23 protein-coding genes and 1 tRNA gene are annotated in these 25,954 nt (G+C 72.6%); 8 read left to right on the top strand and 16 right to left on the bottom strand.

Annotation, left to right across the window (positions count from 1 at the left end; translation table 11 throughout):
• Window positions 1-207 precede the first annotated feature (207 nt).
• From tmk to ACZ7G1_RS25585, 3 genes are all read left to right on the top strand, one after another.
• Entirely contained in the window at window positions 208-3,726 is a 3,519-nt protein-coding gene (gene tmk / locus ACZ7G1_RS25595; protein ID WP_470876084.1) for a dTMP kinase, read from the top strand.
• 91 nt (window positions 3,727-3,817) lie between these two features.
• Window positions 3,818-4,594 carry an ABC transporter ATP-binding protein gene (locus ACZ7G1_RS25590; RefSeq protein ID WP_470876082.1) on the top strand — a complete coding sequence of 259 codons (777 nt, stop codon included), beginning with the start codon at window positions 3,818-3,820 and terminating at the stop codon, window positions 4,592-4,594.
• On the top strand, window positions 4,591-7,188 hold the full coding sequence (locus tag ACZ7G1_RS25585; RefSeq protein WP_470876080.1) for an FtsX-like permease family protein: 2,598 nt from the start codon (window positions 4,591-4,593) through the stop codon (window positions 7,186-7,188). The genes ACZ7G1_RS25590 and ACZ7G1_RS25585 overlap by 4 nt, the downstream gene beginning before the upstream one ends.
• A 13-nt stretch (window positions 7,189-7,201) precedes the next feature.
• Here ACZ7G1_RS25585 and ACZ7G1_RS25580 read toward each other — a convergent pair whose 3' ends face one another.
• Both ACZ7G1_RS25580 and ACZ7G1_RS25575 read right to left on the bottom strand, forming a co-directional pair.
• Window positions 7,202-7,846 carry a LuxR C-terminal-related transcriptional regulator gene (locus ACZ7G1_RS25580; RefSeq protein ID WP_470876078.1) on the bottom strand — a complete coding sequence of 215 codons (645 nt, stop codon included), beginning with the start codon at window positions 7,844-7,846 and terminating at the stop codon, window positions 7,202-7,204.
• Complete coding sequence (locus ACZ7G1_RS25575; protein WP_470876076.1) at window positions 7,834-9,075, bottom strand: sensor histidine kinase; 1,242 nt, start codon at window positions 9,073-9,075, stop codon at window positions 7,834-7,836. The genes ACZ7G1_RS25580 and ACZ7G1_RS25575 overlap by 13 nt, the downstream gene beginning before the upstream one ends.
• A gap of 160 nt (window positions 9,076-9,235) precedes the next feature.
• Between ACZ7G1_RS25575 and ACZ7G1_RS25570 the strand changes: the two genes are divergently transcribed.
• From ACZ7G1_RS25570 to ACZ7G1_RS25555, 4 genes are all read left to right on the top strand, one after another.
• Complete coding sequence (locus tag ACZ7G1_RS25570) at window positions 9,236-9,409, top strand: hypothetical protein (RefSeq protein ID WP_470876075.1); 174 nt, start codon at window positions 9,236-9,238, stop codon at window positions 9,407-9,409.
• A gap of 81 nt (window positions 9,410-9,490) precedes the next feature.
• Window positions 9,491-10,693: a DNA polymerase III subunit delta' gene (locus ACZ7G1_RS25565; protein ID WP_470876073.1), complete on the top strand. Its 1,203-nt coding sequence runs from the start codon at window positions 9,491-9,493 to the stop codon at window positions 10,691-10,693.
• A 69-nt stretch (window positions 10,694-10,762) separates the two neighbouring features.
• Complete coding sequence (locus tag ACZ7G1_RS25560) at window positions 10,763-12,313, top strand: alpha/beta hydrolase (RefSeq protein ID WP_470876071.1); 1,551 nt, start codon at window positions 10,763-10,765, stop codon at window positions 12,311-12,313.
• A gap of 96 nt (window positions 12,314-12,409) precedes the next feature.
• Window positions 12,410-12,483 (top strand) — tRNA-Thr (locus ACZ7G1_RS25555).
• Window positions 12,484-12,525: 42 nt separating this feature from the next.
• Here the strand turns inward: ACZ7G1_RS25555 and ACZ7G1_RS25550 are convergent.
• The 3 genes from ACZ7G1_RS25550 to ACZ7G1_RS25540 form a co-directional block, all read right to left on the bottom strand.
• A complete protein-coding gene (locus tag ACZ7G1_RS25550) occupies window positions 12,526-14,175 on the bottom strand; it encodes a tyrosine-type recombinase/integrase (RefSeq protein ID WP_469883061.1) in 1,650 nt (549 codons plus the stop codon).
• Entirely contained in the window at window positions 14,172-14,873 is a 702-nt protein-coding gene (locus ACZ7G1_RS25545; RefSeq protein ID WP_470876069.1) for a helix-turn-helix domain-containing protein, read from the bottom strand. Before ACZ7G1_RS25545 ends, ACZ7G1_RS25550 begins: the two co-directional genes overlap by 4 nt.
• 585 nt (window positions 14,874-15,458) lie before the next feature.
• Window positions 15,459-15,842 carry a hypothetical protein gene (locus tag ACZ7G1_RS25540; protein ID WP_469883063.1) on the bottom strand — a complete coding sequence of 128 codons (384 nt, stop codon included), beginning with the start codon at window positions 15,840-15,842 and terminating at the stop codon, window positions 15,459-15,461.
• A gap of 170 nt (window positions 15,843-16,012) precedes the next feature.
• On the opposite strand from ACZ7G1_RS25540, the gene ACZ7G1_RS25535 reads away from it, so the two are divergent.
• The gene (locus ACZ7G1_RS25535; RefSeq protein ID WP_393889062.1) at window positions 16,013-16,291 is read left to right on the top strand and encodes a GntR family transcriptional regulator; all 279 of its coding nucleotides are present in this window, start codon (window positions 16,013-16,015) and stop codon (window positions 16,289-16,291) included.
• A gap of 118 nt (window positions 16,292-16,409) precedes the next feature.
• Here the strand turns inward: ACZ7G1_RS25535 and ACZ7G1_RS25530 are convergent, their stop codons facing one another.
• From ACZ7G1_RS25530 to ACZ7G1_RS25480, 11 genes are all read right to left on the bottom strand, one after another.
• Window positions 16,410-16,958: an NUDIX hydrolase gene (locus ACZ7G1_RS25530; RefSeq protein WP_393889061.1), complete on the bottom strand. Its 549-nt coding sequence runs from the start codon at window positions 16,956-16,958 to the stop codon at window positions 16,410-16,412.
• A gap of 14 nt (window positions 16,959-16,972) precedes the next feature.
• A complete protein-coding gene (locus ACZ7G1_RS25525; RefSeq protein ID WP_469883064.1) occupies window positions 16,973-18,100 on the bottom strand; it encodes an adenosylhomocysteinase in 1,128 nt (375 codons plus the stop codon).
• 69 nt (window positions 18,101-18,169) lie between these two features.
• A complete protein-coding gene (locus ACZ7G1_RS25520; protein ID WP_471204264.1) occupies window positions 18,170-18,676 on the bottom strand; it encodes a hypothetical protein in 507 nt (168 codons plus the stop codon).
• Window positions 18,673-19,110: a hypothetical protein gene (locus tag ACZ7G1_RS25515; protein WP_469883066.1), complete on the bottom strand. Its 438-nt coding sequence runs from the start codon at window positions 19,108-19,110 to the stop codon at window positions 18,673-18,675. The genes ACZ7G1_RS25520 and ACZ7G1_RS25515 overlap by 4 nt, the downstream gene beginning before the upstream one ends.
• A gap of 55 nt (window positions 19,111-19,165) precedes the next feature.
• Window positions 19,166-20,395, bottom strand: coding sequence for a helix-turn-helix domain-containing protein (locus ACZ7G1_RS25510; RefSeq protein WP_469883070.1), 1,230 nt, complete (start codon window positions 20,393-20,395; stop codon window positions 19,166-19,168).
• Window positions 20,396-20,592: 197 nt separating this feature from the next.
• A complete protein-coding gene (locus ACZ7G1_RS25505) occupies window positions 20,593-20,847 on the bottom strand; it encodes a hypothetical protein (RefSeq protein WP_371677902.1) in 255 nt (84 codons plus the stop codon).
• The gene (locus ACZ7G1_RS25500) at window positions 20,844-21,107 is read right to left on the bottom strand and encodes a hypothetical protein (protein ID WP_469883073.1); all 264 of its coding nucleotides are present in this window, start codon (window positions 21,105-21,107) and stop codon (window positions 20,844-20,846) included. Before ACZ7G1_RS25500 ends, ACZ7G1_RS25505 begins: the two co-directional genes overlap by 4 nt.
• A 78-nt stretch (window positions 21,108-21,185) precedes the next feature.
• The gene (locus ACZ7G1_RS25495; RefSeq protein ID WP_469883074.1) at window positions 21,186-22,079 is read right to left on the bottom strand and encodes a peptidoglycan-binding protein; all 894 of its coding nucleotides are present in this window, start codon (window positions 22,077-22,079) and stop codon (window positions 21,186-21,188) included.
• A 65-nt stretch (window positions 22,080-22,144) separates the two neighbouring features.
• Window positions 22,145-23,920, bottom strand: coding sequence for a hypothetical protein (locus tag ACZ7G1_RS25490; protein WP_470876066.1), 1,776 nt, complete (start codon window positions 23,918-23,920; stop codon window positions 22,145-22,147).
• 37 nt (window positions 23,921-23,957) lie between these two features.
• A complete protein-coding gene (locus ACZ7G1_RS25485; protein WP_470876065.1) occupies window positions 23,958-24,842 on the bottom strand; it encodes a hypothetical protein in 885 nt (294 codons plus the stop codon).
• Window positions 24,842-25,945, bottom strand: a complete 1,104-nt coding sequence (locus tag ACZ7G1_RS25480) for a hypothetical protein (protein WP_470876317.1) — start codon at window positions 25,943-25,945, stop codon at window positions 24,842-24,844. Before ACZ7G1_RS25480 ends, ACZ7G1_RS25485 begins: the two co-directional genes overlap by 1 nt.
• Window positions 25,946-25,954: the final 9 nt, after the last annotated feature.

Here is a 25,954-nt window from a genome sequence, read left to right as displayed (position 1 = left end):
AAGAAGGAGGCGGAGAAAAAGAAGAAGAGGGGAAAAGAAGACGCCAGCGGAAAAGAGGCGGGGGGCAACAAGGGGGAGGAGCCCCCCGGGGGGGGGGGGGGGGGGGGAACCCCCCCCCCCCCCCCCCGCCGTTCGTCCCGTCACAGCCTCGTCCGGATGTTCGGGCGGAGGCCGCGGTGAGCGAGGCCGTCCGGATAGGGTGGACGGATGACGCGAGCAGAGCAGCCAGACCGCCTCGGTGATTCCGACGCCGCACTCGTCGCGGATTCCCGGGAGCGCGCCGTCAGCGCCCTCTTGCGCCATCAGCCCTTGCGCCGGCTGTGGAGCGCACACGCGCTCGGCAGCACCGGCGACGTCCTCGCGCTCCTCGTGCTCGTCCTCCTCGGACTGCAGGCGGCCGTCGCCGAGGGCGCGCTCGGGGGCGGCTACCGGGGCGCCGCGTTCGCCGTGGCCGCCGTCGTGGGCGCGCGCCTGCTGGCCTCGGTGGTCTTCGGCGCGGTCCTCCTCGGACCGCTGACCGCGCTCACCGGGCCCGGCGGCCCGCTCGACCGGCGCTGGACCATGATCGGCGCCGACGGGCTGCGGCTCGCGCTGCTCGTCATCGCCCCGCTGTGGATCGACTGGGTCCCCTCCGCCGCCCTCTGGTACGTGCTCGGCACCGTCTTCGTCACCGGCGCGGCCGAGCGGCTCTGGACCATCGGCCGCGAGGGCGCCGCGCCCGCGCTGCTGCCCGCCCCGCCCCTTGAGGGCGCCGCCGTACGGCCGCTGCCCGACCACCTCGGCGCGCTGCGCCGGCTGTCCCAGCGCACCGGCTTCCTCGCCGTCCCGGCCGCGGCCGCCGCCCTGCTGGTCGCGACCCTGGCCGGCAACCTGCTCGGCGCCGGATTCGACTGGTTCTCCCTGCACCAGGCCGCGCTCGGCTCGTACGTCGCCGCCGGTCTCTTCGCCGCCTCCGTCACCGTCGTGTACGCGCTGACGCTGCCCGGCGGCGAGACCCCCCGGCCCCGCTCGCCCCTGGAGGGCCTGCGCCGCCCGTCGGCCGCCAAGCCCGCCGCCGGCGACGCCGAGGCCACCGGGACGGCCCTGTCCTCCGGGAAGGCTGCGGCCTCCGGCAAGGCTGCGGCCTCCGGGAAGGCCGTGGCCGACAAGGGCCGTACCGGCGCCCTGCCGCTGCTCGTCCTGACCTGCGCCACCGTCGCCGGGGCGATCGCCGCCGCCGCGTCCGTCGCCGTACTCCACGCGTACGACCTGGGCGGTGGCCCGGTCACGTACGCCCTCCTGGTCCTGGCGCTCAGCGGCGCCACCGCCGTCGGCATCCGCACCGCGGGCTCCGTGCTCCCCGTCCTGTCCCGGCGCCGGCTGCTCGCGCTCTCGACCACCGTCACCGGCGTCGCCCTGATCGCGATGGGCCTGGTGCCGGACACGGCGACCGTGCTGTTCCTCGCCGTCCTCGCCGGATACGCCGCGGGCGTCGCCGCGAACACCGGCCACCACCTCGTCGACCAGGAGACCGAGGAGCCCCGCCGGGCCCGCACCACCGAGCACCTCCAGGCCGCCGCCCGGGTCGGCATGGCCGTCGGCGCGCTCGCCGCGCCGCTGCTCGCCGCCGCGATCGGGCCGCACCGGCTCGCCTCCGGCGACTTCGTCTTCGCGCACGGCGGCGCCGCCTTCACGCTGATCCTCGTCGGCGCGCTGCTGCTGCCCGTCGCCGCGCTCGTCCTCGCCAAGACCGACGACCGCGCCGGCGTCCCGCTCCGCCGCGACCTGCGCGACGCCCTGCGCGGCTCCGACCCGGTCCAGGCCCCCTCCGCGACCGGCTTCTTCATCGCCCTGGAGGGCGGCGACGGAGCCGGCAAGTCGACCCAGGTCCAGGCGCTCGCCGAGTGGATCCGCGCCAAGGGCCACGAGGTCGTCGTCACCCGGGAGCCCGGCGCCACCCCGATCGGCAAGCGGCTCCGCTCGATCCTCCTCGACGTGTCGTCGGCGGGGCTCTCGAACCGCGCCGAGGCCCTGCTGTACGCCGCCGACCGCGCCGAGCACGTCGACTCCCTGGTCCGGCCGGCCCTGGAGCGGGGCGCGATCGTCCTCTCCGACCGGTACATCGACTCGTCCGTGGCCTACCAGGGCGCGGGCCGCGACCTGTCCCCGACCGAGATCGCCCGCATCTCCCGCTGGGCGACCAGCGGACTCGTCCCGCACCTCACCGTGGTGCTCGACGTCTCGCCGGAGACCGCGCGGGAACGGTTCACCGAGGCCCCCGACCGTCTTGAGTCCGAGCCGCCGGAGTTCCACGCGCGCGTACGGGCCGGTTTCCTCGCCCTCGCGGCCGCCGACCCCAGCCGCTACCTCGTCGTCGACGCCGGCCAGGAGCCGGAGGCCGTCACCACCGTCGTACGCCACCGGCTCGACCGGATGCTGCCGCTCTCCGAGGCCGAGGTGAAGGCCGCCGAGGAGGCCCGCCGCAAGGCCGAGGAAGAAGCCCGCCGCCTCGCCGAGGAGGAGGCCGCCCGCAAGGCCGAGGAAGAGCGCCAGGAGCGCGAACGGCAGGCGCAGCTCGCCAAGCTCCGCGCCGAGGAGGAGGAGCGCAAGCGGCGCGAGGAGGAGGAAGCGCGCCGGCTCGAGGCCGAACGCCAGGCGGAAGAGGCCCGGCGCCAGGCCGAGGAGGCCCGGATCGCCGCCGAGCTCGCCGCCGAGGAGGAGCGCAAGCGCCTCGCGGCCGAGGAGAAGGCCCGCCAGGAAGAGGAGGAGCGGCTCCGCAAGGAGGCCGAGGAGGAGGCCCGGCTGCGGGCCGAGGCCGAGGAACGCCGTCTGGAGAAGCAGCGCAAGGCCGAGGAGGCCCTCCTCCGCGCCGAGGAGGCCCGCCGTATGGCCGAGGCCGCCGCCGCCGCGAAGGCCGCCGAGGAAGCCGCCGCCAGGGCCGCCGCCGAGAAGATCGCCGCCGAAGCCGCCGCCAAGGCGGCCGCCGAGCGCGCCGCGGCCGAACGCGCCGCCGCCGAGCAGGCCGCCGCCCAGCGCGCGGCCGCCACGAAGGCCGCCCAGGCCAAGGCCGCCGCCGAGAAGGCGGCCGCGGAGAAGGCCGCCGAGGAGAAGGCGGCGGGGGAGCGGGCCGCCGAGGAGAAGGCCGCCGCCGAGCGGGCCGCCACCGCGAAGGCCGCGGCGGAGGCCGCCGCCGCGGAGAAGGCCGCCGTCGAGGCCTCCGCGAACGAGGTCACCGTCGAGACCCCGATCGTGAAGCCCGGTGCGAAGCCGGACGCGAAGTCCGACGTGCCCGGGGTCTCGCCCGACGAGATCACCGTGGCCACCCCGATCGTGAAGCCGGGGGCCGACGAGACGGCCGTCCTGCCCCGCGTCCGGGACACGCGGGCCGCCGACGAGACGGCGGTGCTGCCCCGCGTCCGGGACACGCGGGCCGCCGACGAGACCGCCGTCCTGCCTCCCGTACGGGACACCGCGCGCGGTTCCGCTCCGGCGGCCGCCCCGCGCGCGTCCGACCCCGCCGACCGGGTCCCGCAGGGCATCTTCCGCGACGAGTCCGCCGGGCACGGCGCGCACGACGAGCCGCACGGGGCGAACGACCGGACCCGCGAGCTGCCCCAGCTCGACGAGCACGGCCGGCCGCGCCGCCGCTCCGACTGGGCCGAGGAGACCCCGCTCGACGACCTGCCGACCCTCGCGGACGAACTGTTCGGCCCGCACGACGACGAGGGCGACGGCCGCCGCCGATGATCTCCCCCGGGTGGGGGTGTAGCTAGCACCACCCCCACCCGGCCAGCCAGCTCCATACCGCTGCGACCTGCGCTTTTCTAGCGTGGTCGGCATGATGACGACAGCAGTGACGGAGACCGGCGCGGCCCTCGCCCTGGACGGGGTGACCCGGACCTACGGAGGCGGCGCGCCCGCCCTCGACCGGGTGGACCTGACCGTGCCGCGCGGCCGGTTCGTGGCGGTGATGGGTCCGTCGGGCTCCGGCAAGTCCACGCTGCTGCGCTGCGCGGCCGGACTCGAACGGCCGACGGCCGGAACGGTACGGATCGGGGGCACCGACCTCGCCACCCTGAAGGCCTCCGGCCTCACCCGGCTCCGGCGGGACCGCATCGGCTTCGTCTTCCAGTCGCTCAACCTCGTCTCCGCGCTGAACGTCCGCGAGAACGTCACCCTCCCGCTGCTCCTCGCCGGAGCCCGCGGCGGCCGTGAACTCGACGCCCGCGCGCTGGCCGGACTCCACGCGGTCGGCCTCGCCGACCGGGCCGACGACACCCCCGAACACCTCTCCGGCGGCCAGCGCCAGCGCGTGGCGATCGCCCGCGCCCTCGTCAACGAACCCGAGGTCGTCTTCGCCGACGAACCCACCGCCGCGCTCGACCCCGTCACCGCCGCCGGCGTCCTCGCCCTGCTCCGCCGCGCCGTCGACGAGCGGGGCCGCACGGTCGTCCTCGTCACCCACGACCCGGTGGCCGCCGCCTGGACCGACCAGGCCGTCTTCCTGGAGCGCGGCCGGCTCGTCGGCCGCCTCGACCGGCCGGACGAGGCAGCCGTACGGGACGCGCTCGGCGTCCGCGCCGGAGCCGTACGGTCCCTGGCGGCGGCCCGATGAGCCGCCTGCGGAACCCGGCCGTCGGGCTGCTCGCCGCCCGCTCGCTGCGGACGCACCGGAAGGCGTGGGCGGCCGTGTTCGCGGCCGTCGCCGTCACCTCCGCGCTGCTCGGCACCCTCGCCCTGGCCCTCGGCTCGGCCGGGCTCGGCCACGCGCGCGTGGAGCGGTACGCGGCCGCGCCCGTCGTCGTCGCCGGCGACCAGGAGGTCCGCTGGACGGCCACCCCGTGGGCCGGCGAGCCCACCACCGTGACGGCCGCCCTCACCGAACGCGTCCGCGTCCCGGCCGCCACCGCCGACGTCCTCCGCACGGTCCCGGGCGTCCGCGCCGCCGTACCGGACGACACGTTCGCCGTACGGGAACCGGGGACGGGCAAGCCCGAGGCGGAGGGCGGTACGGGGGTCGGTACGGGAGGCGGTACGGGGGCCGGGGCGCGGGCCTACCCCGGGCGGTCCTGGGAGTCCGCCGCGCTCGCCCCTTACCGGCTGGTCGACGGGCGGGAGCCGCGCCAGGCCGGAGAGGTGGTCGCGGGAGGGGGAGCGGGAACGGGAGGGGGAGCGGGTACGGGAGTGGGACCGGGCACGGCATCCGGTGACGGGCCCATGGGTGAGGTCCGGGTCGGCGACACCGTCGCCGGGCGGACGGTCGTCGGCGTGGCGGAGGGGCCGGCCGCGCTGTACTTCACGGCGGCCGAGGCGCGGAAGCTCGCCGGCCACCCGGGGTCCGTGGACGCCGTCGGGATCGTCGGCGAGCCCGGCGTGCCGGTGGACACCCTCCACGCGCGCGTGCGGGCGGCCCTGGACACCGCCGGCCTCAAGGACACCGCCTCGGGGCAGCCGTTGCGGGCGTTCACCGGCGACGGCCGGGGCGGCGCCGAGCACCTCGCCGCGCCGCCCGCTCGGTCGGACCTCCTCCAGCTGCTCGCCGCCGTCTCCGGGACCTTCGTCCTCGTCGCCGTACTCGTCCTCGCCTCGCTCGTCGCGCAGGCGCTCCAACAGCGCTCCGGCGAACGGGACATGCTGCTCACCGTCGGCGCGACGCCCCGGCAGGTGCGGGCGGCGGCCGGCCGTGAGGTGACCCGGGTCGCGGGCGCGGCGGCGCTGCTCGGCGCGCTCGCGGCCGTACCTGCCTTCCTCGGGCTGTGGTCGATGCTGCGGGGCCGTACCGGAGTCGTACCGGAGGGCCTCGAACTGCCGTCGCCGCCCTGGCTGTTCGCCGGCGTCCTCGTCGTCGCCGCCGTCGTGGTGGGCCTCACCCGGCTCGTGGTCCTCTTCGCCACCCGGCGGCCCGGACGTCCGGGCAAGGGCGTCGCGCGCAGGGTCACCGGGATCGCGATGTTCGCGCTCGGCGCGATGGCGGCCGGGACCGCCACGGTCCAGGGCGGGGAGGCGGCCTCGGCCGCCGCCGGGGCGGCCACGGTGACGCTGGTCGCCGGGTGCGCGCTGCTCGGGCCGTGGATCGCGCGGGCCGCGATGGCCGTCCTCGACCGGCCGCTGCGCCGGCTCGGCGGTGCGCCCGGGCGGCTCACGGCGGCCGGTGCGAACGCCCACTCCCGCCGCCTCGGGGCCGCGCTCGTCCCGGTCGTCCTCGTCACCGCCTTCGCGCTGGTGCAGCTCTCGGCCGGCACGACCATGGAACGGGCCGCCGAGGCCCAGGCGCGGACCGCGACCACCGCCGACCTCGCGTTCACCGGCACGACGGCGGAGCGCGTACGGCGCCTGCCCGGGGTGAAGTCGGCCACGGACGTGCTGCGTTCGACGGTCGTCCTGGCCCGCACCGAGGCCGGAACGCCACGCCTCGACCGCCTCCCCGTCCTCGGCGTCGACGCCGCCGGACTCGCCGGCACCCTCGACCCCGGCGTCGTCGCGGGCGACCTCGCCGCACTCGGCCGGGCCGGCACGGTCGCGATCGGCTCCACCATGGCCGACTCCCTCGACGCGAAGCCCGGTTCGACGGTCGAGCTGCGCCTCGGCGACGGGACGCCGAAGCGGCTGCGGGTGGTCGCGGTCTACGAACGCTCGCTCGCCCTCGGCGAGTTCCTCCTCCCGAAGTCCGAACTCGCTCCGCACATGGGGGACCCGTACCCCGCGCGCGTACTGGCGTCCAAGGGATCGGCGTCCAAGGGATCGGCGTCCAAGGGATCGGAGTCCACGGGATCGGCGTCCACGGGACCGGCGTCCGCGCACGGCTCCCCGGCACCCGAGCAGGTGACCCTCCCCGGCGCCGAACTGAACGGGATCGTCTCCGCCGCCGTCGTCGGATCCATCGGCGGCCTGACCCTCCTCTCGGTGCTCAGCACCCTCGCCCTGATCGGGGCCGGTCGGCGCGACGAGCTGGGGCTGCTCCGGCAGGTGGGCGCCTCGGCCGGTCAGCTCCGCCGGATGCTCGGCCTGGAGGCCGGCTTCCTCACCGCGACCGGGCTCCTCATCGGGGCGGTGGTGGCCGCCCTGCCGCTCACCGCCTTCGCCTGGGCGCTCACCGGCGGCCTGCCCTACCTGCCGCCCGCCCAGGCCGGGCTGATCGCCGGGACGGTGGTGCTGACGGTGGCGGCGGGCGTGTTCCTGCCGGGGGCGGGGCGCCGGGCGAGGGGCTGACCCCCGCGCCTTCTCAGGCGTCGAGGTACGCGAGCACGGCGAGGACCCGGCGGTGGCCGCCGCCGTCGCTCGGCGGCAGGCCGAGCTTCGCGAAGACATTGCCGATGTGCTTGTGCACGGCCCGCTCGGTGACCACCATCGAGCGGGCGATCGTGCCGTTGTCGTGGCCCTGCGCCATCAGTTCGAGGACCTCGCGCTCGCGGGGCGTGAGGGAGTCGAGCGGGTCGTCGCGCCGGCGGGCCAGCAGCTCGGTGACGACCTCCGGGTCCAGGGCCGTACCGCCGGACGCGACCCGTTCCAGGGCGTCCAGGAACTCGTCGACCCGCCCCACCCGGTCCTTCAGGAGGTAGCCGACGCCCCGCGCGCCGCCGCCGAGGAGCTCCGCCGCGTACGTCTCCTCCACGTACTGCGAAAGGACGAGCACCGGCAGCTCCGGCAGCCGCTCGCGGGCCGCGAGGGCCGCCCGCAGCCCCTCGTCGCGGAAGCCGGGCGGCAGCCGCACGTCGAGGACGGCCACGTCGGGGCGGTGCTCCAGCAGCAGCGGCAGGATCTCGGGCCCGGTGGCCGCGACGCCCGCCACCTCGTGGCCGGAGGACGTCAGCAACAGCACCAGGCCCTCCCTCAGGAGGGCGTTGTCCTCGGCGATCACCACACGCACGGCAGCTCCACTTCGATCACGGTCGGGCCCCCTTCGGGGCTGGTCAGTCGTACGGTGCCGTCCAGCGCGGCGACCCGGCGGTGCATGCCCGTCAGGCCGGACCCGCCGCTCTCCCCGGCCTCCGCCCCGCCCCGCCCCTCGTCCCGCACACGCACGCGTAGCCCGGTCCGCTCACGGGCCAGACTCACCGAGGCCCGCGCCGCCCCGCTGTGCCTGGCGGCGTTCGTCAGCGCCTCGGCCACCACGAAGTAGGCGGCGGCCTCGACGGCGGCGGGGGCACGGGGCTCGTCGGAGCCGCCGGAGCCGCCGGAGCCGCCGGAACCGTCCGAACCATCGGAACCATCGGAACCATCGGAACCGGAAGGGTTGGAGACCTCGACCTCCACCTCCAGGCCGCTGCTCGCGGCGAGGGCGCGGACGGCGCCGGCGAGGCCGCGGTCGGTGAGGATCGGCGGGTGGATGCAGCGCACCACGTGGCGGAGCTCGGCCAGGGCCTCCTCGGCCTGCGTCTGGGCGTCGTCGAGGAGCTTGCGGGCGGTCGCGGGATCGGAGTCGTACGCGCGCCGGGCGAGGCCGATCCGCATGGAGAGCGCGACCAGCCGGGCCTGCGCGCCGTCGTGGAGGTCGCGCTCGATCCGGCGCAGCTCGGCGCCGTGCGCGGCGACCGCGCCCGCCCGGGTGGCCGTCAGCTGCTCGATGCGGGCCGCGAGGGCGGCGTCCCGGGCGGCCGAAGGGGTCGGCGTCAGGAGCGCGCGCGACCAGTCCGCGGCCAGCCCGGCGAGCCGGCCGATCAGCGGCAGCGCCACCGGCCGCCGCCCCGCGAGCCCGGTCCACACCCCGTCGACCAGCAGCGCGGGCCCCCACGCGATGAGCGACAGGTACCAGAGCACGGAGCCGTACAGCAGCTGTGCGGCGGCCCAGACCAGGTCCTGCCGGGTGCCGGGATCGGTCACGGCGGTCCGCACGCGCGCGGGGAGCGGCCCATCGAGCGGAAGGTACGCCTCGGGCACGGGCGTCCCGGTCCACGCGCCCGTGCGCCGCCGCTCCCAGCCCGCGATCCGGCGCAGCAGCAGCACGCTCTCGGGCAGCACACCGGCGCCGATGACCGTGACCGTCAGGAACGCCGTGAACAGGGCCACGCCCACCATCAGGCAGCAGAGCAGGGAGATCGCGGCGCCGACGGTGAGCTGCAGCCACCCCCGTGCCGCCTCTTTGATCGCCTCGCGCATGGGGCAAGGGTAGGCGGCGGCCGCCACGCGGGCGGTGGAGCGGGCTACACCATCGATCCGGGGGCGGGCACCGCTGTGCGCGGGCCACGCGCGCACGAGGATCGAAGAGCCGCCGGAACACGGCCGGCCACCATCCCGCGATCCTCCACGGAGTCCTCTCATGCGCGCCCTTCTCTGGCTGCTGCTCGCCGCGAGCGTCCTGGCCAACGTTTTCGTCACCACCTTCGCCGGGTGGACCGGCGCCCTCCAGATCGCCGGAAGCGTCTGCACCGGCGCGGTCCTGCTCGGCTCGGCGGCCGGCCTGTGGCTGACCCGGCCCCGCGACGAGGCCTGAGACTCCACGCGGTCGCGCCGTCCGGCAGGGGTTGTCAGAGGACTGCCCCACAATGGAGTGCGTACCTGAGGAGGGGCAGACATGGCCGTATGGGACGACTTGGTCGGGCAGGCGCGGGTCGAGGAGCAGCTCGCCGCGGCCGCGCGCGACGCCGACGCGCTCGTGACCGCCCATGCCGCCGGGGAGCCCGCTCCCGAGGCCTCGAAGATGACCCACGCCTGGCTCTTCACCGGTCCGCCCGGGGCGGGCCGGGAGACGGCGGCGCGGGCGTTCGCCGCGGCGCTGCAGTGCGTGAGCCCCGACCGGGCGCTGGGCGGGGCGCCGGGCTGCGGCTTCTGCACCGGCTGCCACACCACCCTGGTCGGCACCCACGCGGACGTGACCACGGTCCAGGCGGTCGGCGCGGTGGTCCGCGCCGAGGACATGCGCGACACCGTGCGGAAGTCGTACACCGCCCCGGCGAACGGCCGCTGGCAGGTCATCCTGGTCGCAGACGCCGAGCGGCTCAACGAGAAGTCGGCCAACGCGGTCCTGAAGGCCGTCGAGGAGCCCGCCCAGCGGACCGTGTGGCTGCTCTGCGCGCCCTCCATCGAGGACGTGCTCCCCACGATCCGCTCCCGCTGCCGCCACCTCAACCTGAGCACCCCGTCCGTGCGGGCCGTCGCCGACGTTCTCGTACGCCGGGACGGCATCGAACCCGAGGCCGCGTACGCGGCGGCGCACGCCACCCAGGGCCACGTCGACCGTGCCCGCCGCCTCGCGACCGACGACCGGGCACGCGCGCGCCGAGCCGCGGTCCTCAAGGTCCCCCTCCGCGTCGCGGACATCGGCGGCTGCCTCAAGGCGGCCCAGGAGCTCTTCGACGTGGCGGAGGAGGACGCCAAGCAGGTCGCGGAGGAGCTCGACACCAAGGAGACCGAGGAGCTGAAGGCGGCCCTCGGCGTGGCCCCGGGCGGCCGGCTCCCGCGAGGCACCGCCGGCGTCATGAAGGACCTGGAGGCCGACCAGAAGCGGCGCAAGACCCGCACCCAGCGCGACAGCCTCGACCTCGCGCTCACCGACCTCACCGGTTTCTACCGGGACGTCCTCACCCTCCAGCTCCGCTCCCGCAGCGCCCTCGCCAACACCGACGTGCGGGACGCCATCGAGCGCGTCGCCCAGGACTCCACCCCCGAGCGCACCCTCCGCCGCATCGAGGCCATCCTCGCCTGCCGCGACGCCCTCGACCGGAACGTGGCCCCGCTCCTCGCCATGGAGGCCATGACGCTGGCCCTGCGCGACTAGCCCGCCGTCCGGCGATGCGGGGGACGCGCGATTGGACACGGTGCGTACTCGTCCGGATACGCTCCGGGAATGGACTCCAGGCGCTTGCTCCGCACGTCCGCCACGGCCCTCGCGGCCGCCGGACTGATCCTCTCCGGCTGTACGGGCGGAAGCGACGCCGCCGCGTCCCGGAGCACCCCGCCGGCCGCCCCCGCCGCCGCGTCGCCCGAGGCCGGGGCGCTGAAGAAGTACTACGGGCAGAAACTGAAGTGGCGCGACTGCGGGGTCACCGGCTTCCAGTGCGCGACGCTGCTCGCCCCCCTCGACTACGCGAAACCCGAGTCCGGGGACGTCAAGCTGGCCGTCTCGCGGGTGAAGGCCACCGGCCCCGGGAAGCGGCTCGGGTCGCTCCTCGTCAACCCGGGCGGGCCCGGCGGCTCCGCCGTCGGCTACCTCCAGGGGTACGCGGGCATCGGCTACCCCGCACCGGTCCGCGCCCGCTACGACATGGTGGCCGTCGACCCGCGCGGAGTCGCCCGCAGCGAGCCGGTCGACTGCCTGACGGGCCCGCAGATGGACGCGTACACCCAGGTCGACCAGACGCCCGACGACACGGCCGAGGTCAACGCGCTCAGTGCCGCCTTCAAGGAGTTCGCGGCCGGCTGCGAGAAGAAGTCCGGCGCGATCCTGCCGCACGTCTCCACCGTCGAGACGGCCCGTGACATGGACGTCCTGCGGGCGGTGCTCGGCGACGAGAAGCTCACGTACGTGGGGGCTTCGTACGGGACCTTCCTGGGGGCCACGTACGCCGAGCTGTTCCCCGCCCGGGTCGGCCGGCTGGTCCTCGACGGGGCGATGGACCCCTCGCTCCCGGCGGTCGACCTCAACCGCGACCAGACCGCGGGCTTCGAGACCGCCTTCCGCGCCTTCGCCGCCGACTGCGTCCGCACCCCGGACTGCCCCCTCGGCACCGAATCCGTCGCGGCGGCCGGCGAGGCCCTGAAGGCCTTCTTCCGCGACGTCGACGCCAAGCCCGTGCCCACCGGCGAGAACCGCGCGCTCGGCGAGTCCCTCGCCACCACCGGCGTCATCGCCGCCATGTACGACGAGGGCGCCTGGCCCCAGCTCCGCGAGGCCCTCACCCGCGCCATCGGCGGCGAGGGCTCGGCCCTCCTCGCCCTCGCCGACAGCTACTACGAACGCGAGGCGGACGGCACCTACGCCAACCTGATGTTCGCCAACGCCGCCGTGAACTGCCTCGACCTCCCCCCGGCCTACGCCGACCCCGCCGCCACCCGCGCGGCCGTCCCCTCCTTCGAGAAGGCCTCCCCGGTCTTCGGCGCCGGCCTCGCCTGGGCCGCCCTCAACTGCACCTACTGGCCCACCCCCGCCACGGGCCGCCCCCACCGCATCACCGCCCAAGGCGCCGCCCCCATCCTCGTCGTCGGCACCACCCGCGACCCCGCCACCCCCTACCAGTGGGCCCGCTCCCTCGCCGACCAGCTCTCCTCCGGCACCCTCCTCACCTACGACGGCGACGGCCACACCGCCTACGGCCGCGGCAGCGACTGCATCGACACCGCCATCAACACCTACCTCCTGGAAGGCACCCCTCCACAACGCGGAACCCGCTGCTCATAGCCCCACCCCCCACCCGAAACGCCCCTGGTCGGACCACCTCCGGAAACTGTGTAGACTTGGCCGCGCTGCTGCACCCAACATGGGTCCACACAGCACGCCGCCTTAGCTCAGTTGGCCAGAGCAACGCACTCGTAATGCGTAGGTCTCGGGTTCGAATCCCGAAGGCGGCTCGGATTAACCCCAGGACTCACTCGCCGTGACCTGGGGTTTTTTCATGCCCGGACCAATCGAGGGCGGAACGCGATGATCTTCGCGCCGTCCTGCGTGCCCATTGCGTGCCCATTCTGCTGAGCAGGAACCGGTGTGACCTCGACCACGGCCTCGACCTCGGCGACGACTGCAACGGGACGTCGGACGGCCCCCCTCGGGACCATGGCGGCCGTAGCCTCGGCGGCGTCGCGCGCAGCCTTGGGCATGACCGACTGATAGATGTCTCGCGTGATCCGGCTGTCACTGTGGCCGAGGGTCTCGGACACGATCTTGACGTCGACGCCGGCCGCGAGCATGAGCGAGGCGGCGACGTGGCGCAGATCGTGCAGGCGGATCGGCGGCAGACCGGACAGCTCGACGAGCCGCTCGAACTGGTCGGTCAGCCACCCGGGGTGAATCCACTCGCCGCTTTCCTGAGTGAACATCCGGCCCGTGTCCTGCCACGCCTCGCCCCATTCGATGCGCTCGGCGCCCTGCTTGGTCCGATGCGCTTCGAGCACCTCGACCGTGTACTCGTCGAGCGAGATGATCCGCTCGCCGCTGTCCGTCTTGGGCGCCGACTCGACGACTTCCCAACCGTCCTGCACGAGCTGCGTTGCGACCGTGAGCTCGCCCGTGCCGGTGTTGTAGTCGGACCACCGGACGCCGCACGCCTCGCCGCGGCGCAGACCTCGGAACGTGATCAGGTGGAACAACGGCAGCAGCCGGTGCCGGAAGTCGGCGAGGAAGTCGAGGAACGCGCCCGCCTGCTCGGGCGTCCACACCATGACCGCGCTCGGCTTCTCGCCGGTCCGCAACCATTCGGCGATGCGCTCGTCGGTCCACACCATCGCTTTCGGACGCTTGGCCGCGACGAGCTCGACGTGCTGCGCAGCGTTGAACGTGATCGAGCCTCGGGCTATCGCCGTGTTCAACGCAGCCCGCAGCGTCGCCCTGATGTGCTGCTGCGTCGAGGGCCCGGTGATCCGCCGAAACGGCGGCATGGCGTCGATGGCTTCGCGCATGGCCTTACGTCGGGCGCGGTTCTCCCCTCCCTTCCAAGGGATCGTCTTGAGCTCGGCGACCGCGGCGCGACGCGTGGTGTTCGCCTCGGTGATCTCGATGTTCGTCTCGGCGATGCCCTCGAACATGGCGTCGAGGTGCGGCACGGTGAGGCGGTCGAGGCGGATGTGCCCGATCCGGGGGCGCAAGTGGCACCGGATGTCGAGCTCGTACCGGTCGTGTCCGCTCTTGCGCAGCGCCTTTTTGCCGGCGAGCCACAGGTCGAGCCACTCGGCGACGGTCATGTGCTGCGTGAGCGACTGGCCGGTGCCGAACTTGCGCTTGGTCTCGTCGTAGTCGGGGATCGCTTCCTTGGTCGCGCCGACGGATTCGAGCAGGTCGCCGATGCGGGCGCGGCCGTCCTTGTCGTCCTTGTCGGCGATGTTCAGCAGGGCGCGAACCTTGTCGAGGTCTGCCTGCGCATCGGTCTGCGTGTCGTATCCGGCGCGGCGGAACAGTCGGCGATCGCCGTCCTTGGTCGGGGGCAGTTCCTGCCGGATCGACCACACGCCGTGGGTGCGCTGCTTGAGCTTTGGGCAGGAACTGCCCAGCGGCTTACCGGCCTTGTCGCGGCAGTAGCAGCGTTTCGTCGTTGTGCCTTTCGCGGTCACTCAGTACCTCTCGGGTCGATCTGGTCGGGATGGTCGAGCAGGCCGAGCCGCTTCAAGTCCTCGCCCAACTCGGTTGGCAGAGCGGGGGCGGTGAGGCTCGCGCGGTGCATGTCGTTGACGATCTGCGCGAGCTCTTCGAGGCGGTCGACGTACTCGGTCTGTGCGGATGGGTCGAGCGCGGCGCGTAGTCGGGCCTTGTGGGCCGTTTCGCGGCGCCGTGCGAGTTCGGGGTACAGCGAGGCCGGATAGGCCGCTGTGGCCCATGCGGCGGCCCACGTCTGGCCGGTGCCGGCGATCTGCCGGGAGTCGGTGACGTACCGCCCGTCGAGGGGGCCGTCGAGCGTCGGCGTCGCCTCGCCGGTCATCCACTGCCACACCGTGTACGGGTCGCGCGGGGCGGCGGCCGGAACGGTGGGCACTGTGGTCTCGCTCCCGAGAGGGAGCATCAGGAGCAGTGGAGGAGTGGCGAGGGCGAGGCCGAGCACGAACAGGTCGTCGACGTCCACCGGACGGCGGCGCTGTTTGCCCTCGCCGCCGGATCGGCCGGTCTCGATGCTGACGATCACGGCGTACGTGATGTCGGGGCGCCCGAGGCGGGCGCACTCGGCGGCGAGCTCGTGCCTGTTCATGCCGAGGCGCTCACGGTGCCGGCGGATCTGCGCGGCGACGACGTCGCCCGCCGTCTGGTGACTGTGCATATTGCAAAGCTAGCTTTGTCAGTTGCAAAGCGCCAGTCTTGATCGTACGTTGCTGATCTAGCACTACTCGGCACCATCGGGCCGACGTGCACACCGATGTCACAGGGGGCAGATGATGAGCAGCACAGAGCAGGGGATGACACACGACGAGCTGATGACGCTTCCCGTCGCCGTCCCCCTGGAGACCGCAAACCGCGCGCTCCACCTCGGCCGAACAACCGGGTACCACCTCGCGCGGACGAACCGGTATCCGGTGCGGGTCCTACGCCATGGGCGCGCGTACAAGGTGTCGCGGTATGACCTGCACCGGCATCTCGGCGTCGCGGAGTCTCCCGAGTCATCCGGTGTTCAAGGAGAGGTGTAACAAGCGAGCAGGCCCCGCCCGAGAGCGATCCGGGCGGGGCCTGCTCGTGTTTCAGAGTCCTTGACGCCTGACGTGTTCGCCCGCGGTCGGTGCGGGCGTGTAGCGAGGGGCGCAGTCGGGGCACGCCGAGACCGTGACGGGCGCGCCGCTTTGGCGCTCGATCGACCTCACCGGGATCGGGGCGGCAGTGTCGCGGTGACAGCCACAGCAGACGGCGGCGATCACAGGGCAGCGCCCGCGGGGATCGGCGCTCCGGGGTAGCTGTACGGGTATTCCTTGCCCGCCGCCGCGAACGCTGCTGCTCGGCATCGCTCGCGTTGCCATTCCTGCTCGGTTCGAGGCGGGGGGAATCCTGCGACGTAGGGGCGGACAACGTCGGGTAGCTCGTCCTCGAACGGTTCGTTTCGCTCGGCGATGTGCGGCGAGGGTGGTGTCGTCCACTGCTTGAGCCAGATCGAGGGAGAGAGCTCGACGGGGGTGGGCTGCGCCGTGAAGTGGGCGGCGGAGTGCCGGCCCGGCTGCCTGGTGCGGAAGACCAGCAGGAGTAAGGGGGCGGCCCACAGCAGCCATAGCAGCGGGTACAGGGGGGCGATAAGGTCGCGCATGTCGTCAGCTCCTCGAAAGCTGGTGATGTTCGGCCCCCGGCGGGCCGGGCCTAATCGGCCTGCCGGGGTTCTTCGTTGGCGACGGTAGCCAACTTGTCTACCTACGTCTACCGACGTACGGCAACGAGTGGCGACGCTCGGCGATGTGGCCAGTTGTCTACCCTCTTGGCATGGCAGTTAGTGAAGGACCCGCCCGAGAGGTCGACCATGGGTCGGCGACCCCGGTTTATGTGCAGATCGCACGATTCGTGATCGAGGACATTGAGAGCGGGAAACTGCCCGTCGGGCGGCGAATCCCGTCCGAGTCGGCGATGAAGGGCGAGTTTGGGGTCGCGCGAGACACCGCTCGCCACGCCGTCGACTACCTGCGCTCCGAGGGGTACGTGCACACCGTGCCGCAGCGCGGGACGTTCGTCCTCGACCGGAGCGCAGCACCCGAGGCCGAGTAACCGTCCGCTCGCCGCCCTCGGGGGATGGGGCGACGAGCGGACGGGCACGGCGGGAGCTGCGGCCCCGTGGGGGAGCACGAGTACGGCCGCGGCGATCCCGGTCGGGGCCGCGGCTCGGTCAGCCGCGGGTCGCGGCGAGCACGCGGCTTCGCAGGGGCTCAGCGGTGAGCGTGTCCGCGAACTGCCATGAGAAGTTCGTGACCTCCTCCTCCTGGAGCTCGACCGCATCCGCGGTGGTGCGGAACAGGAACCGGAAGTCGAAGTGCATGTGCTCGGGTTCACCCTTGGCGTCGTTCGCCGGGATGACGTGGGCGTCGATGTGCAGCGGACCGTCGCCGACGACCTCGACCTGCTCGGCCCTGATGCCGGTTTCCTCGGTCAGCTCGCGCAGCGCGGCGTCGAGCAGCGTGTCGTCGTCCCCCTCGATGTGGCCACCCGGCAAGAGCCACTTCTGTAGGGCGCGGTGTTCGATGGTGAGCACGCGACCGTCGGCGCGGAGCAGGATGGCGCCGGCCGTGGCGTGGCCTCGGAACTCCTTCCGCGATCCGATGGTGTCGCCCGCGACGTCGAGCGTCTCGGAGAGAGGCGCAAGCGGGTCCTTGTCCGCCGGATGCTGGTCGAGATAGGCGTCGAGGGTCTCGCGTACGTGCTGTGCCGTGATCGGCATGGTGCGGTGTCTCCCTACTGGTTGCGGTTGAAGAAGTCGAGCCAAGTAGCGGCGATGGTGGCCCGGTCGTCGGCGCCAACCTCGTGCATACCGTGGCCGAGCTCGCCGTGCGTGAGCTTCTTGATTCCGGCGAGTATTTCGGCCTGAACCAAGAAGATGAACGGCCCTACGCTGGCGCCGTGCAGGAAGTTGACGGCGTTCCCCCCGTTGAGGAGGTAGAAGAAGTGACCAGTGGTCTGGTACTTCGTGACGTGGTCCGCGCTCGGCGTCTGCTGGTAGACATCCGGGAGCGCGGCGAGGTCGAGCTCGTCCTCGCTTGAGGTCACCGTGGCGACGTAGGCCCCGTTCCTGAGCGTCGCGAAGTCCTCCCCGCGTAAGGAGACGCTGCCCGTCGCGCACAGCACGAGCCCGGCGCCGTGCAGGGCTGTGTCGCGGTCCCGGGCGACGCCGAACCCTTGCGAGAGCGCCTGAGTGGTTCGCACGGGGTCGATGTCGTACACCGTGACCCTGATGCCCTTGGCGTGCAGCAGGCGAGCGATGCTCGAACCCAGCTTGCCGAACCCGAGGACCAGGGCGTTCCGGCCGTGCAGGATGTCGCCGCGGCTGCGCATGAGCGCCTCTGTGGAGAACACCACGCTCTGACCAACGAGGTAGTCCTCGGGGTCCTTGAGGGGTGAGCGGGCCACGGACACGACAGGGCACGGCAGCTTGTCCCGCTCGGCGTAGCGACGGTGCCCGTTCTCGGTGTCCTCGACGACGCCGAGGATTCGGCCGGAGAAGCGATCACACAGGGCGTCGAGGGCGGGCGCGAAGTACCCGCCCACGTCGCACAAGACGACGTCCTCGCCGGCGGCTCGGGACTCCAAGTAGTCGACCGCAGTGTCCGGGTCCTCGAACATCTCCCGGGTCAGTGTGTCGCACTGCGTCATCTTCTCGACCGTGCGGCGGGCGGCCGGGTCGATGCTCTTGGGCTTCGGCAGGACGACGCGCAGGTCTGTTGAGGTGCCGATGCCTCGGACGAACGAGGGGCGCTCGGGGAGCAGGTGGGTGATCAGGAAGGACGCGGGGCGCTCGCGAGGTGCAAAAGTGCGCGAGATGCGCGCGAAATACGAGTCGAGGCGGGCACGCTCGAACTGTTCCATGGACTCACTTCCCTTGGGGGACGGTAAGGATCAGGACAGGTGCGGTGGGGGTGGGGAGCGTGGCGGTGGTTAGGCGCGAAACGGCGCTCGGCGATGACGGCCCGAGCCCCCGAGGGTGAAGCGGGAACGCGCTGCGGGCGCCGGTGGGGCGGACGGCCCGCGAGCCGGAACGGGATAGACGTTCAGGCAGTACCGGGCGTCGTAGTCGCTGATGCTGATCAGATAGGCGTCGCCGGCGCTGAGCACACGTATCGCCCGCTCGTACTCGGTTTCGCTGTGGCGCCAAGCGCGTAGAGCATCGTCGGGCCGTGGATAGGACGGATCGACGATCGAGAGCGGGGCGTCCCGCAGAGCCGATGACTGAGGATCGAGAGAGAATCGGCGCGCGAGCCGTTCCGCCTCGACTCGCAGCCATCGGGCGGCGAGGCGCGGTGTACTAGCGCGATAGACAGCGAGCAGTACCTCGCGGGAGCCAGTGAGGTCGGTTGCCGTTGTCTCGCACCGGTACGCGAGGACGGTCTGCGCGAGTGGACGTGCTGACGCCGGCGGGGCGAGCGTCAGCACGCGCGCGCTCACCGCGCGCCCCTCGCCTCTTCGCGGCGCTCGATGAGCTGCCCGAGCTGGATGTAGTACAGCTCGACCTGACTCGGGGTGAGGATGAGTACCGACTCGGCAGAGCCGCCATCCTCGTTGTGAATCAAGACCGGTAGGGCGGCCTGCTCGGCCCTGTGGTCGTAGATCACATCACCGCGCATGGGTGTGATGTGGGTGGGCTTCGCCGGAACGGGGCGCAGCGTCGTACCGTCTGCGCGGGCCGACCACTCGGGGCCACCGCCCGGGGGGCGCAGGTGGTACGACGCTGAGGTGTCGCTCGGCAGAGTGACCACGACACCGATGTTCCCGCCCTTGGCGAGGTCGGCGGCGAGGTCACCCAAGCGTGGTTGGAACGGGTCGCCTGCACGTAACTGGGCGTCCCGCGCAGGGCGTTGCACTGCGGTCTGTTCGGCCATGCCCCGAAGTTAGGGCGCGGGTAGCAGCCCAATATGAACCGGAGGAATACCGCACTCAGCCGTCGAGGTGGAAGCGGTCTGACATGCGGCGCAGCTTCTCGCGAGTGACTGCCCGTTCGGCGTACACGATGCCACGCAGGGTTGACCGGGCGATCGGGTGGTTGCGGATGAGCTGCGGCGCGATCCGCTCGGCCGTCTCAAGCTCGGTCAGCGCCTTGTCGCGGTTGCCGTCCCACAGCCACGCGCGGGCGAGATCCATGTGATGGTGGCCCTGTCGCGAGTTGGGCAGCGCCTCAATCAGCGCCGGATCGGTGCGCCGGCTTATGGCCAGGGCATCCCGCTGCTCGCGCATCTCCAGGGCAACGCTGATCGCATGAATCTGCACGTTCCCCGGAGAGAAGGTTAGAGAGTGACGGTCGTACACCGGCGGGCCGGCGTACTGCCCCAACCGCTTTGCGGCGGTCTTGGCGTGCTTGATTCGGTCCTTGGCCTCAGACTTCCGTCCGCCCCGCGCTGCGGAGACAGCAGCGCGCAGTTGCAGCGATCCCCATGCGCGCAGGGCGAGCGGCTCACCCTGGTCAAAGCCCTGCTGCACGCTCTTGATCGCCTTGTCTGAGAGGGCAATGGCGTCTTCCCAATCGGCAGTTGCCCACATGTCCCAGACTCGCATCCAGTCGGCCACGGCGGGCATGACCGAATCTCCGGACAGCCGAGCCGACCATGCGGCACGCTCGCACGACATGGCGACTAGCTCGGGGTGCCCAAGGGCGTGAGCGGCTGTGTGCGCGAACTTGCAGCACACGGCGTAAACGGCGTACGCCTCTTCCCGCTCGTGGCCGGTGGTCACCTCGGCCAGGGCGCGCGATTCGCGAAAGAGGTCGGGCAGAACCTGGATGATCGCAGTGTTGGCCGCCGCGTCCCGCAGACGGTGCAGGCGGGTCGCCTCCTGCCACAATTCCCGCGCGGGTCGCGGCGTTCCTTCGAACACTGGTGCAAGGTCGTAGCGGCGCAGCTCGCGCAGAATGGACGACGCCGCGACCTGCCACTGATTCTCGGTTGGTGAGCTGCTGTATGGGCGCCCGATGAGGTCGTTGGGGTGCACGTGAAGTTCTGCGGCAACCAGATTGAGCAGGCCGACGCGGTCGAGCTCGATTTGACCGCGCTCGACCTTGGAAACCCAACCCTGCGACTTGCCAACGGCGGTAGCGAGGTCAGCCTGCGGCATCCCCAACCGGAGGCGAGCGCGTCGTACGCGGCGGCCGATCTCTTCGGCTTCTTCCAGCATCAGCGCGCCCCCCTTTCGGGGGCGGGGCGGTGGCGCTCAAGCGATCGGCTACGCATCGGGGCTCCATCCGTTCAGGCTCATACTCCAGACGGTACCCACGGGGTGGGGGGCGTGTGGAGCGCTACCGGCAAGGAATGACCGGCAAGAACGCCAAAACCGCCCCCTGCCCGCCGGATGGCAAGGCAGGGGGCGGGGAATCAGCGGGCCGCGGCCTGCCAAAGCGTGATGGCGAGACCGACTACGGCGACCAAGGCAACGATGCTGGGGACCGGCCATCGGTTCTTTTCGAGGGCGTCGAGCCGTTGCTCATGGTCGGCGAGGCGGGTGTCGAGTTGGTCGGACCGTTGGACGAGTAGGGCGAGCGCTCCGTCGAGGCGGGCGAACCCGGTCTCGACGGTCGCCCGCAGCCTTTCGAGTTCGAGGGCGACGTCGCCCGGGGTCGGATCGGTCACAGCCGACCGTCGGGGCGGCGGTCGAGGGCGAGCAGCTCGGCGTCGCGGTCCGGGCCGGTCCGCAGCCATGCGGGCAGCAGGTTCTCGACGACAGGCAGGGCCATCACGCGGGTAACGCCACCTGCGACGGCGAGGGCGAGGCCGACGCCGGCCGCGGTCTGCGGGATGCCCGAGGCGTCGATGATCAGGGGGAGTCCGGCGGCGAGGGCGAGCACGGTCTGCACCACGGTTCGGACGGTGCGGCGGGTCGCATCGGTCATGGGGTGTACCTCTCTTCTGTCCACAGCTTGGGGAAGGGGCGCCCGCCCGCGGTGAGCGGGCGGGCGCAGGGGGAGTGCTCAGACCCTGGGGACCTTGAGCGCGGCCCACGAGGACGGGCCCGGCCACCCGTCGGCGTCGTCGCCGGAGTAGCCGAGGTGGCGCTGCCACGCGGCGTAGGACTGGCGGTCGGACTCGGTCCACTGCGGGCCCGGTCCCTGCGAGTAGCGGCTGCACCCGACCGCGACGAGGCGGCGCCCCATGGCGGTGATGAGCGGCGAGCGGGGGTTCTGCTTGAACCACGAGACGCCGGGGAACGGCGCGTACTGCGTGGCCGGGGGCTCGGTGGGCTTGGGCTGCTCGGGGGCGCGGCCGAGGCGACGGTCGATCCGCTCGCGCATGTCGTCCATGGACCACCCGCGCGGGTCACTCTTCCAGTCGCTCCACTCCTTGTGGCCGATGACCGATGCGGCCGACCACCCGTACGCTCGGCAGATCGCCGCCGAGGTTCGCTCGATCGCGTCGAGCTGCTCGGCCGGCCACGGGTCGCGGCCGTCGCCGAGGTTGATGCACTCGAACCCGTAGAAGTGGGCGTTCCCGTCGAGGGCGCCGGCCGACCCCTCGTGCTTGTTCGTCGCGGGCAGGGACTGCTCGGCGACGACCGCGGCGAGCACCCGCCCGTCGCCCCCGCCGGCGTGGTTCGCGCGGCCGGCCGAGATCAGGTAGACGGTGCCGTCCTTGGCGATCACGCCGTGACACAGCGGGCCGGGCAGCTCGTCGTATCCGTCGTAGCAGAGCCGCACCGATGAGTCGGTGCCGCTCGAAACGGTGTGGTGGATCATCACGCCGTTGATCGGGCCGAACGGCCCCTTGTGGTTGCGGTTGTGGGTGCGCCACTCGTCGACCTCGACGACGCGCACGCCCTCGGCGCGCAGGATCGACACGAGTCGATCAGGGCTGAAAGGGACTGCCATGGGTGGTGTCTCCAGACATGAAAAAAGCCCCGGCCAGAGCGGCACGGGGCGTACGAGAGAGGGGGTTAGGCGAGGGCGCACCAAAAGCGATTGGCGCCGTTCTCCATCGAGGCGACGTTGATCGTTGCGGGAGCCGTGGCGGCGCCGGCGGTGTAGACGCCGAAGCGGCGCACGGGGGTGTGCCCGAACACGTTGGGCGGGGCGCCCGCGCCGCTCTCGGCGGCGAGGAGCATCGGCCCGTCGCCCGTGGTCGTGTTGTACTGCCAGCGCGAGGCGACGTAGTAGACGCCGGCCGGCGCTGAGTAGGACGCGGTCAGGGGCGAGCTGATCGTCGCGCCGCCGGCCGTGTGGACCTCGGCGGGCTCGTACGTGGCGGTGGACATGTCGCCGGTCTGCGCCACGCGGTTACCGGCCGAGTCGTAGAGCGCGGCCCATGAGCCGGTGGTGAGTCCGCCCGCGTAGCCGGTGGCGAACCACACGATCCGGGTCACGGTGGCGGTGGTGCGCAGGATGACGGCGGTTACCCGTATGGGGCCACTGCCGGGGTAGAGGGCGGTCGACTGGCCGAGCGCGGGGTCGAATGCCCACGTGAGCAGTCCGTGATCGGACGGGAGCCACTCGCCGCCCCCGAGCCCGTCGACGTAGCTCTTGCGGGTGAGGTGGTTCGAGGTGGTCGGCGAGGCCGAGCTGCTCGGCACGCTTGAGAACGTCTTGCTCCCTGCGACGGTCTGCGTCCCGGTCAGCAGTACCGCCGTACCCGCAGCCTCGGCGCCGACGTCGCCGGCGACGAGCGTCACGGCGCCGGTTTTGCCCGCGACGGACTGAACGGGAATCGCTGCGGGCTGGACGTACCTTGCATCGGCCGCGCCCTGGTCGAGCGCGCCGACGTCCGTCGCGGTGAGCACGACGGCGCCGGTCTTGCCATTGACCGAGGCGACCGCGCCGCCGGACGCGGGGAGCTGCGCGGCGGGAACCTTGCCGGTCGCGTCGAGCTGCGCGACGCCGTTCGCGACGCCGGCCGCGGTGGTGGCGAGGGCGCCGACATCGGCCGCGGTGAGGGTGACCGATGCGGCGCTCTTGCCGTTTACGGACTGGACGACGCCGGCCGCGCCGGTGGCGCCGGTGGCGCCGGTTGCTCCGGTGTCTCCCTTCGGTCCCTTCAAGTTGCCGAGGGCGGTCCCCCAACCCGAGGCGGTGCGCTGCCAGAGATCGCCGGTATCGGTGCGCAGCAGCAGGTCGCCCGGTTTGGTGTTCGTGCTCGGGGTGGTCGTGTTGTTCAGGTACCACGCGGCGCCGCGGACATCGCCGCCGATCTGCGTCCACGCTCCGGCAGAGCGCTGCCACGTCGAGACGGTCGTCGAGGTGACGCCGAGGAACGTCGTCGTCTCGTACCGCACGTAGAGGTCGCCGTCGACGCCGAGGGCGGCCCCGGGGGCGGCGGTGCCGCTGTAGATCCGCGATCCGGGCGCCCCGGTCGCGCCGCGGTCGCCCTGCGGTCCGGGTACGCCTACGTAGTTCGGTTTCGAGGGGTCGGTCGGGGCGATGTCGGCGAGGTCGACCTCGGGCTGCGCGCGGGGCAACAGCACGTTGTACGAGCGGCCCACGGGGGTTCCCGAGAGCTGCTCGGTCACGATGTACGCCCACCCGCCGGGGTCCATGTCGGGGGCGTCGGTCGCGGGCAGGGTGACCTCGATACCTCCCTGCGCGTCGAGCTGGACGGTTACCGGGCCGCCGAGGATGACGTCGGCCGCGGGAAACGTGAGCGTTGCCGGTGCGCGGAAGACGAGCGCCCCCGACAGCGGCGTGCCGTCGGGGGCGAGGAAGCGACCGCGCACGGTCACGGTGGGGATGGACGGGGGCAGCAGGGCAGGACCCTCCTTAGTCGTCGATCGTGCGCAGCCCCGACGGGGCGCGCGTCGGGTCGGGCCGCCGCTTGACCTCGGCCGGCGGCGTCTCGGTCGCCGCGGGGCCGGTGCCCTGCTGCGCGGTGGTCGTGGCCGTCGGGGGGCGGGTCGGCACGCGGGGGGCCTCGTCGGGCGTGTAGGTGTGGCGGTAGAGGGCCGAATAGAGCCGCGTCTCGACGTCGCGGTTCGGTTCCTTGTTGCGGTGTTCGACCGTCCACGTGACCCACTGCATGAACTCCACGTCATGCATGGGCTGCGTAATGAACCGGTTGGTCCACTGGCCGGGGGCACAGTCGTACTCGGCGACCGTGACGGCGGTTCCTCCCTCGGGCGCCATGGTGACCTTGACCTGTCCGCCGCCGGTGTTGGCGTAGGTGAAGAGCTCGAGTTCGGCGACCGCGTGCGTTGCCGGCCCCGAACCCCACCACGCCGGTTGATAGGTGGTGAGCGCCGTGTTCTGTCGCTCGGTGGGGTGGAGCTGTATCGGCAGCATGGGGCGGCCGAGGAACCGGTCGCTAAACGCGTCGTCCATGAGGATGGGCGTCGGACGTTCCTTGTCGCGGCTCCAGATGCGGATCATCTGATCCTCTTCGAGGATGTCGTCGCCGACCGTGAGCGCCCGCGTTCCGGTGGCGCGGCGGATGAACACGCCCCAGTCACCTTGGGGGGTCTGGCCGACCTTGAACGTCGCGGTTCCCTCGGGCGTCTGGGCGATGAGCTGTCCGCCCTCGCCGATGGTGATGTCGCCGTGCAGGATCTGATCGAGGGCGGGGCGGATGTTCGCGCGGCCGGCGAGGGTGCGCACCTCACGTTCGAGAGCGCGGATGCGGTCGAGCAGGTCGAGGGGGATTGCTGCCACTAGGCGGCCTCCAGGAACAGGCGGGCGGTTTCGGGCCGCCCGCGGAGTGCGGGTGAGATCGCGAGGCCGACGACGCGGTACCTGCGGTCGAGCCCCTCGGCCCACCACAGGTCACGGATGCGCACGCGGATGGTGGCCCCGAGCAGGGCCGGCGAGAGCGGCGTGCGGTCGAGCGCGACCGTCACCTCGGGGATCGTCTGCGGGTGCAGTGCGGCGGCGAGGTCGGCGCGGGCGTGGGCGTCGAGGGTCTGCTGCTCGGTGATCGTCGAGTAGTCCGAGGTCCCGTCCAGCCGCGGCCATCCGGCCTTGAGCATGTCGTCGTCGACGAGTGGCTCGCTCATCAGCGGCAGTGACTCTTTGGTCTGGTTGCGGTTGTCGGATGCGCCGCGGGACTGCCACGTATTCGCCTGCACGGTGGCGTCGACGGGCCAGCCGTAGGACGTGATCGGGCCCGGGTGGTCGAGGATGATGTCGCTCGCCCCGGTGCGGATCACGGGGGAGCCGAGATGCAGCTCTTTGATCCGCCGGCCGGTGTTCGGATCGCGGTAGCTCGCGATCCTCCACTCGAATCCGCCCTCGACGGCGGCGAGTTGGTCGATCAATTCGCGGATGCGCGGGACGTCGTAGCGGCGAAACACCCGGTCACGCTTGACGCCCGAGAGATGCTCGCGGTCCGCCTCGATGCCGATATCGCCACCGGGCAGACTGGCCGAGTAGTCGATCAGTCCGCGCACGATGTCGAACTGGTCGACCTGCTCGGCGAGTTGGGTGTCGAGTACGGCTCGGTGGTCGAGGTAGGACGCCCACCCGCCGGCCTGCACCTGTAGGGCGAGAAACCCCCGGTTGTTGCTGGTGAGGTTCGCGGTCCACAGGATGCCGCCCCACCAGATTTCCCGCCCGCGTTCGATCCACAGGGCCGTACGGCCCGGTTCGACGGCGGCGCGGGCGCGAGCGGCGATGGCACGGTTTGGCAGTGGGATCGTGGCCGAGGCCGAGCCGATCTTGCCTATGTAGTCGTCGAACGACACGTCGGTGACGGGCAGGACGTCGAGCACCTGGTCGGTGCGGACGTCGCACAGTACGGCCCGGTAGGTGGGGGCGATCAAGGATCA

The sequence above is a fragment of the Streptomyces sp. NPDC037273 genome (genome assembly GCF_055603625.1).
Note: the sequence above shows the minus strand (reverse complement) of the source record. Positions and strands in the feature narration are given on the sequence as shown.

Coding starts and splice junctions, on each gene's coding strand:
- ACZ7G1_RS25495 (WP_469883074.1), bottom strand. CDS start 22,079: ATGGCAGTCCCTTTCAGCCCTGATCGACTCGTGTCGATCCTGCGCGCC.
- ACZ7G1_RS25535 (WP_393889062.1), top strand. CDS start 16,013: ATGGCAGTTAGTGAAGGACCCGCCCGAGAGGTCGACCATGGGTCGGCG.
- ACZ7G1_RS25510 (WP_469883070.1), bottom strand. CDS start 20,395: ATGCTGGAAGAAGCCGAAGAGATCGGCCGCCGCGTACGACGCGCTCGC.
- ACZ7G1_RS25530 (WP_393889061.1), bottom strand. CDS start 16,958: ATGCCGATCACGGCACAGCACGTACGCGAGACCCTCGACGCCTATCTC.
- ACZ7G1_RS25515 (WP_469883066.1), bottom strand. CDS start 19,110: ATGGCCGAACAGACCGCAGTGCAACGCCCTGCGCGGGACGCCCAGTTA.
- ACZ7G1_RS25565 (WP_470876073.1), top strand. CDS start 9,491: ATGGCCGTATGGGACGACTTGGTCGGGCAGGCGCGGGTCGAGGAGCAG.
- ACZ7G1_RS25545 (WP_470876069.1), bottom strand. CDS start 14,873: ATGCACAGTCACCAGACGGCGGGCGACGTCGTCGCCGCGCAGATCCGC.
- ACZ7G1_RS25500 (WP_469883073.1), bottom strand. CDS start 21,107: ATGACCGATGCGACCCGCCGCACCGTCCGAACCGTGGTGCAGACCGTG.
- ACZ7G1_RS25585 (WP_470876080.1), top strand. CDS start 4,591: ATGAGCCGCCTGCGGAACCCGGCCGTCGGGCTGCTCGCCGCCCGCTCG.
- ACZ7G1_RS25525 (WP_469883064.1), bottom strand. CDS start 18,100: ATGGAACAGTTCGAGCGTGCCCGCCTCGACTCGTATTTCGCGCGCATC.
- ACZ7G1_RS25560 (WP_470876071.1), top strand. CDS start 10,763: ATGGACTCCAGGCGCTTGCTCCGCACGTCCGCCACGGCCCTCGCGGCC.
- ACZ7G1_RS25540 (WP_469883063.1), bottom strand. CDS start 15,842: ATGCGCGACCTTATCGCCCCCCTGTACCCGCTGCTATGGCTGCTGTGG.
- tmk (WP_470876084.1), top strand. CDS start 208: ATGACGCGAGCAGAGCAGCCAGACCGCCTCGGTGATTCCGACGCCGCA.
- ACZ7G1_RS25590 (WP_470876082.1), top strand. CDS start 3,818: ATGATGACGACAGCAGTGACGGAGACCGGCGCGGCCCTCGCCCTGGAC.
- ACZ7G1_RS25570 (WP_470876075.1), top strand. CDS start 9,236: ATGCGCGCCCTTCTCTGGCTGCTGCTCGCCGCGAGCGTCCTGGCCAAC.
- ACZ7G1_RS25575 (WP_470876076.1), bottom strand. CDS start 9,075: ATGCGCGAGGCGATCAAAGAGGCGGCACGGGGGTGGCTGCAGCTCACC.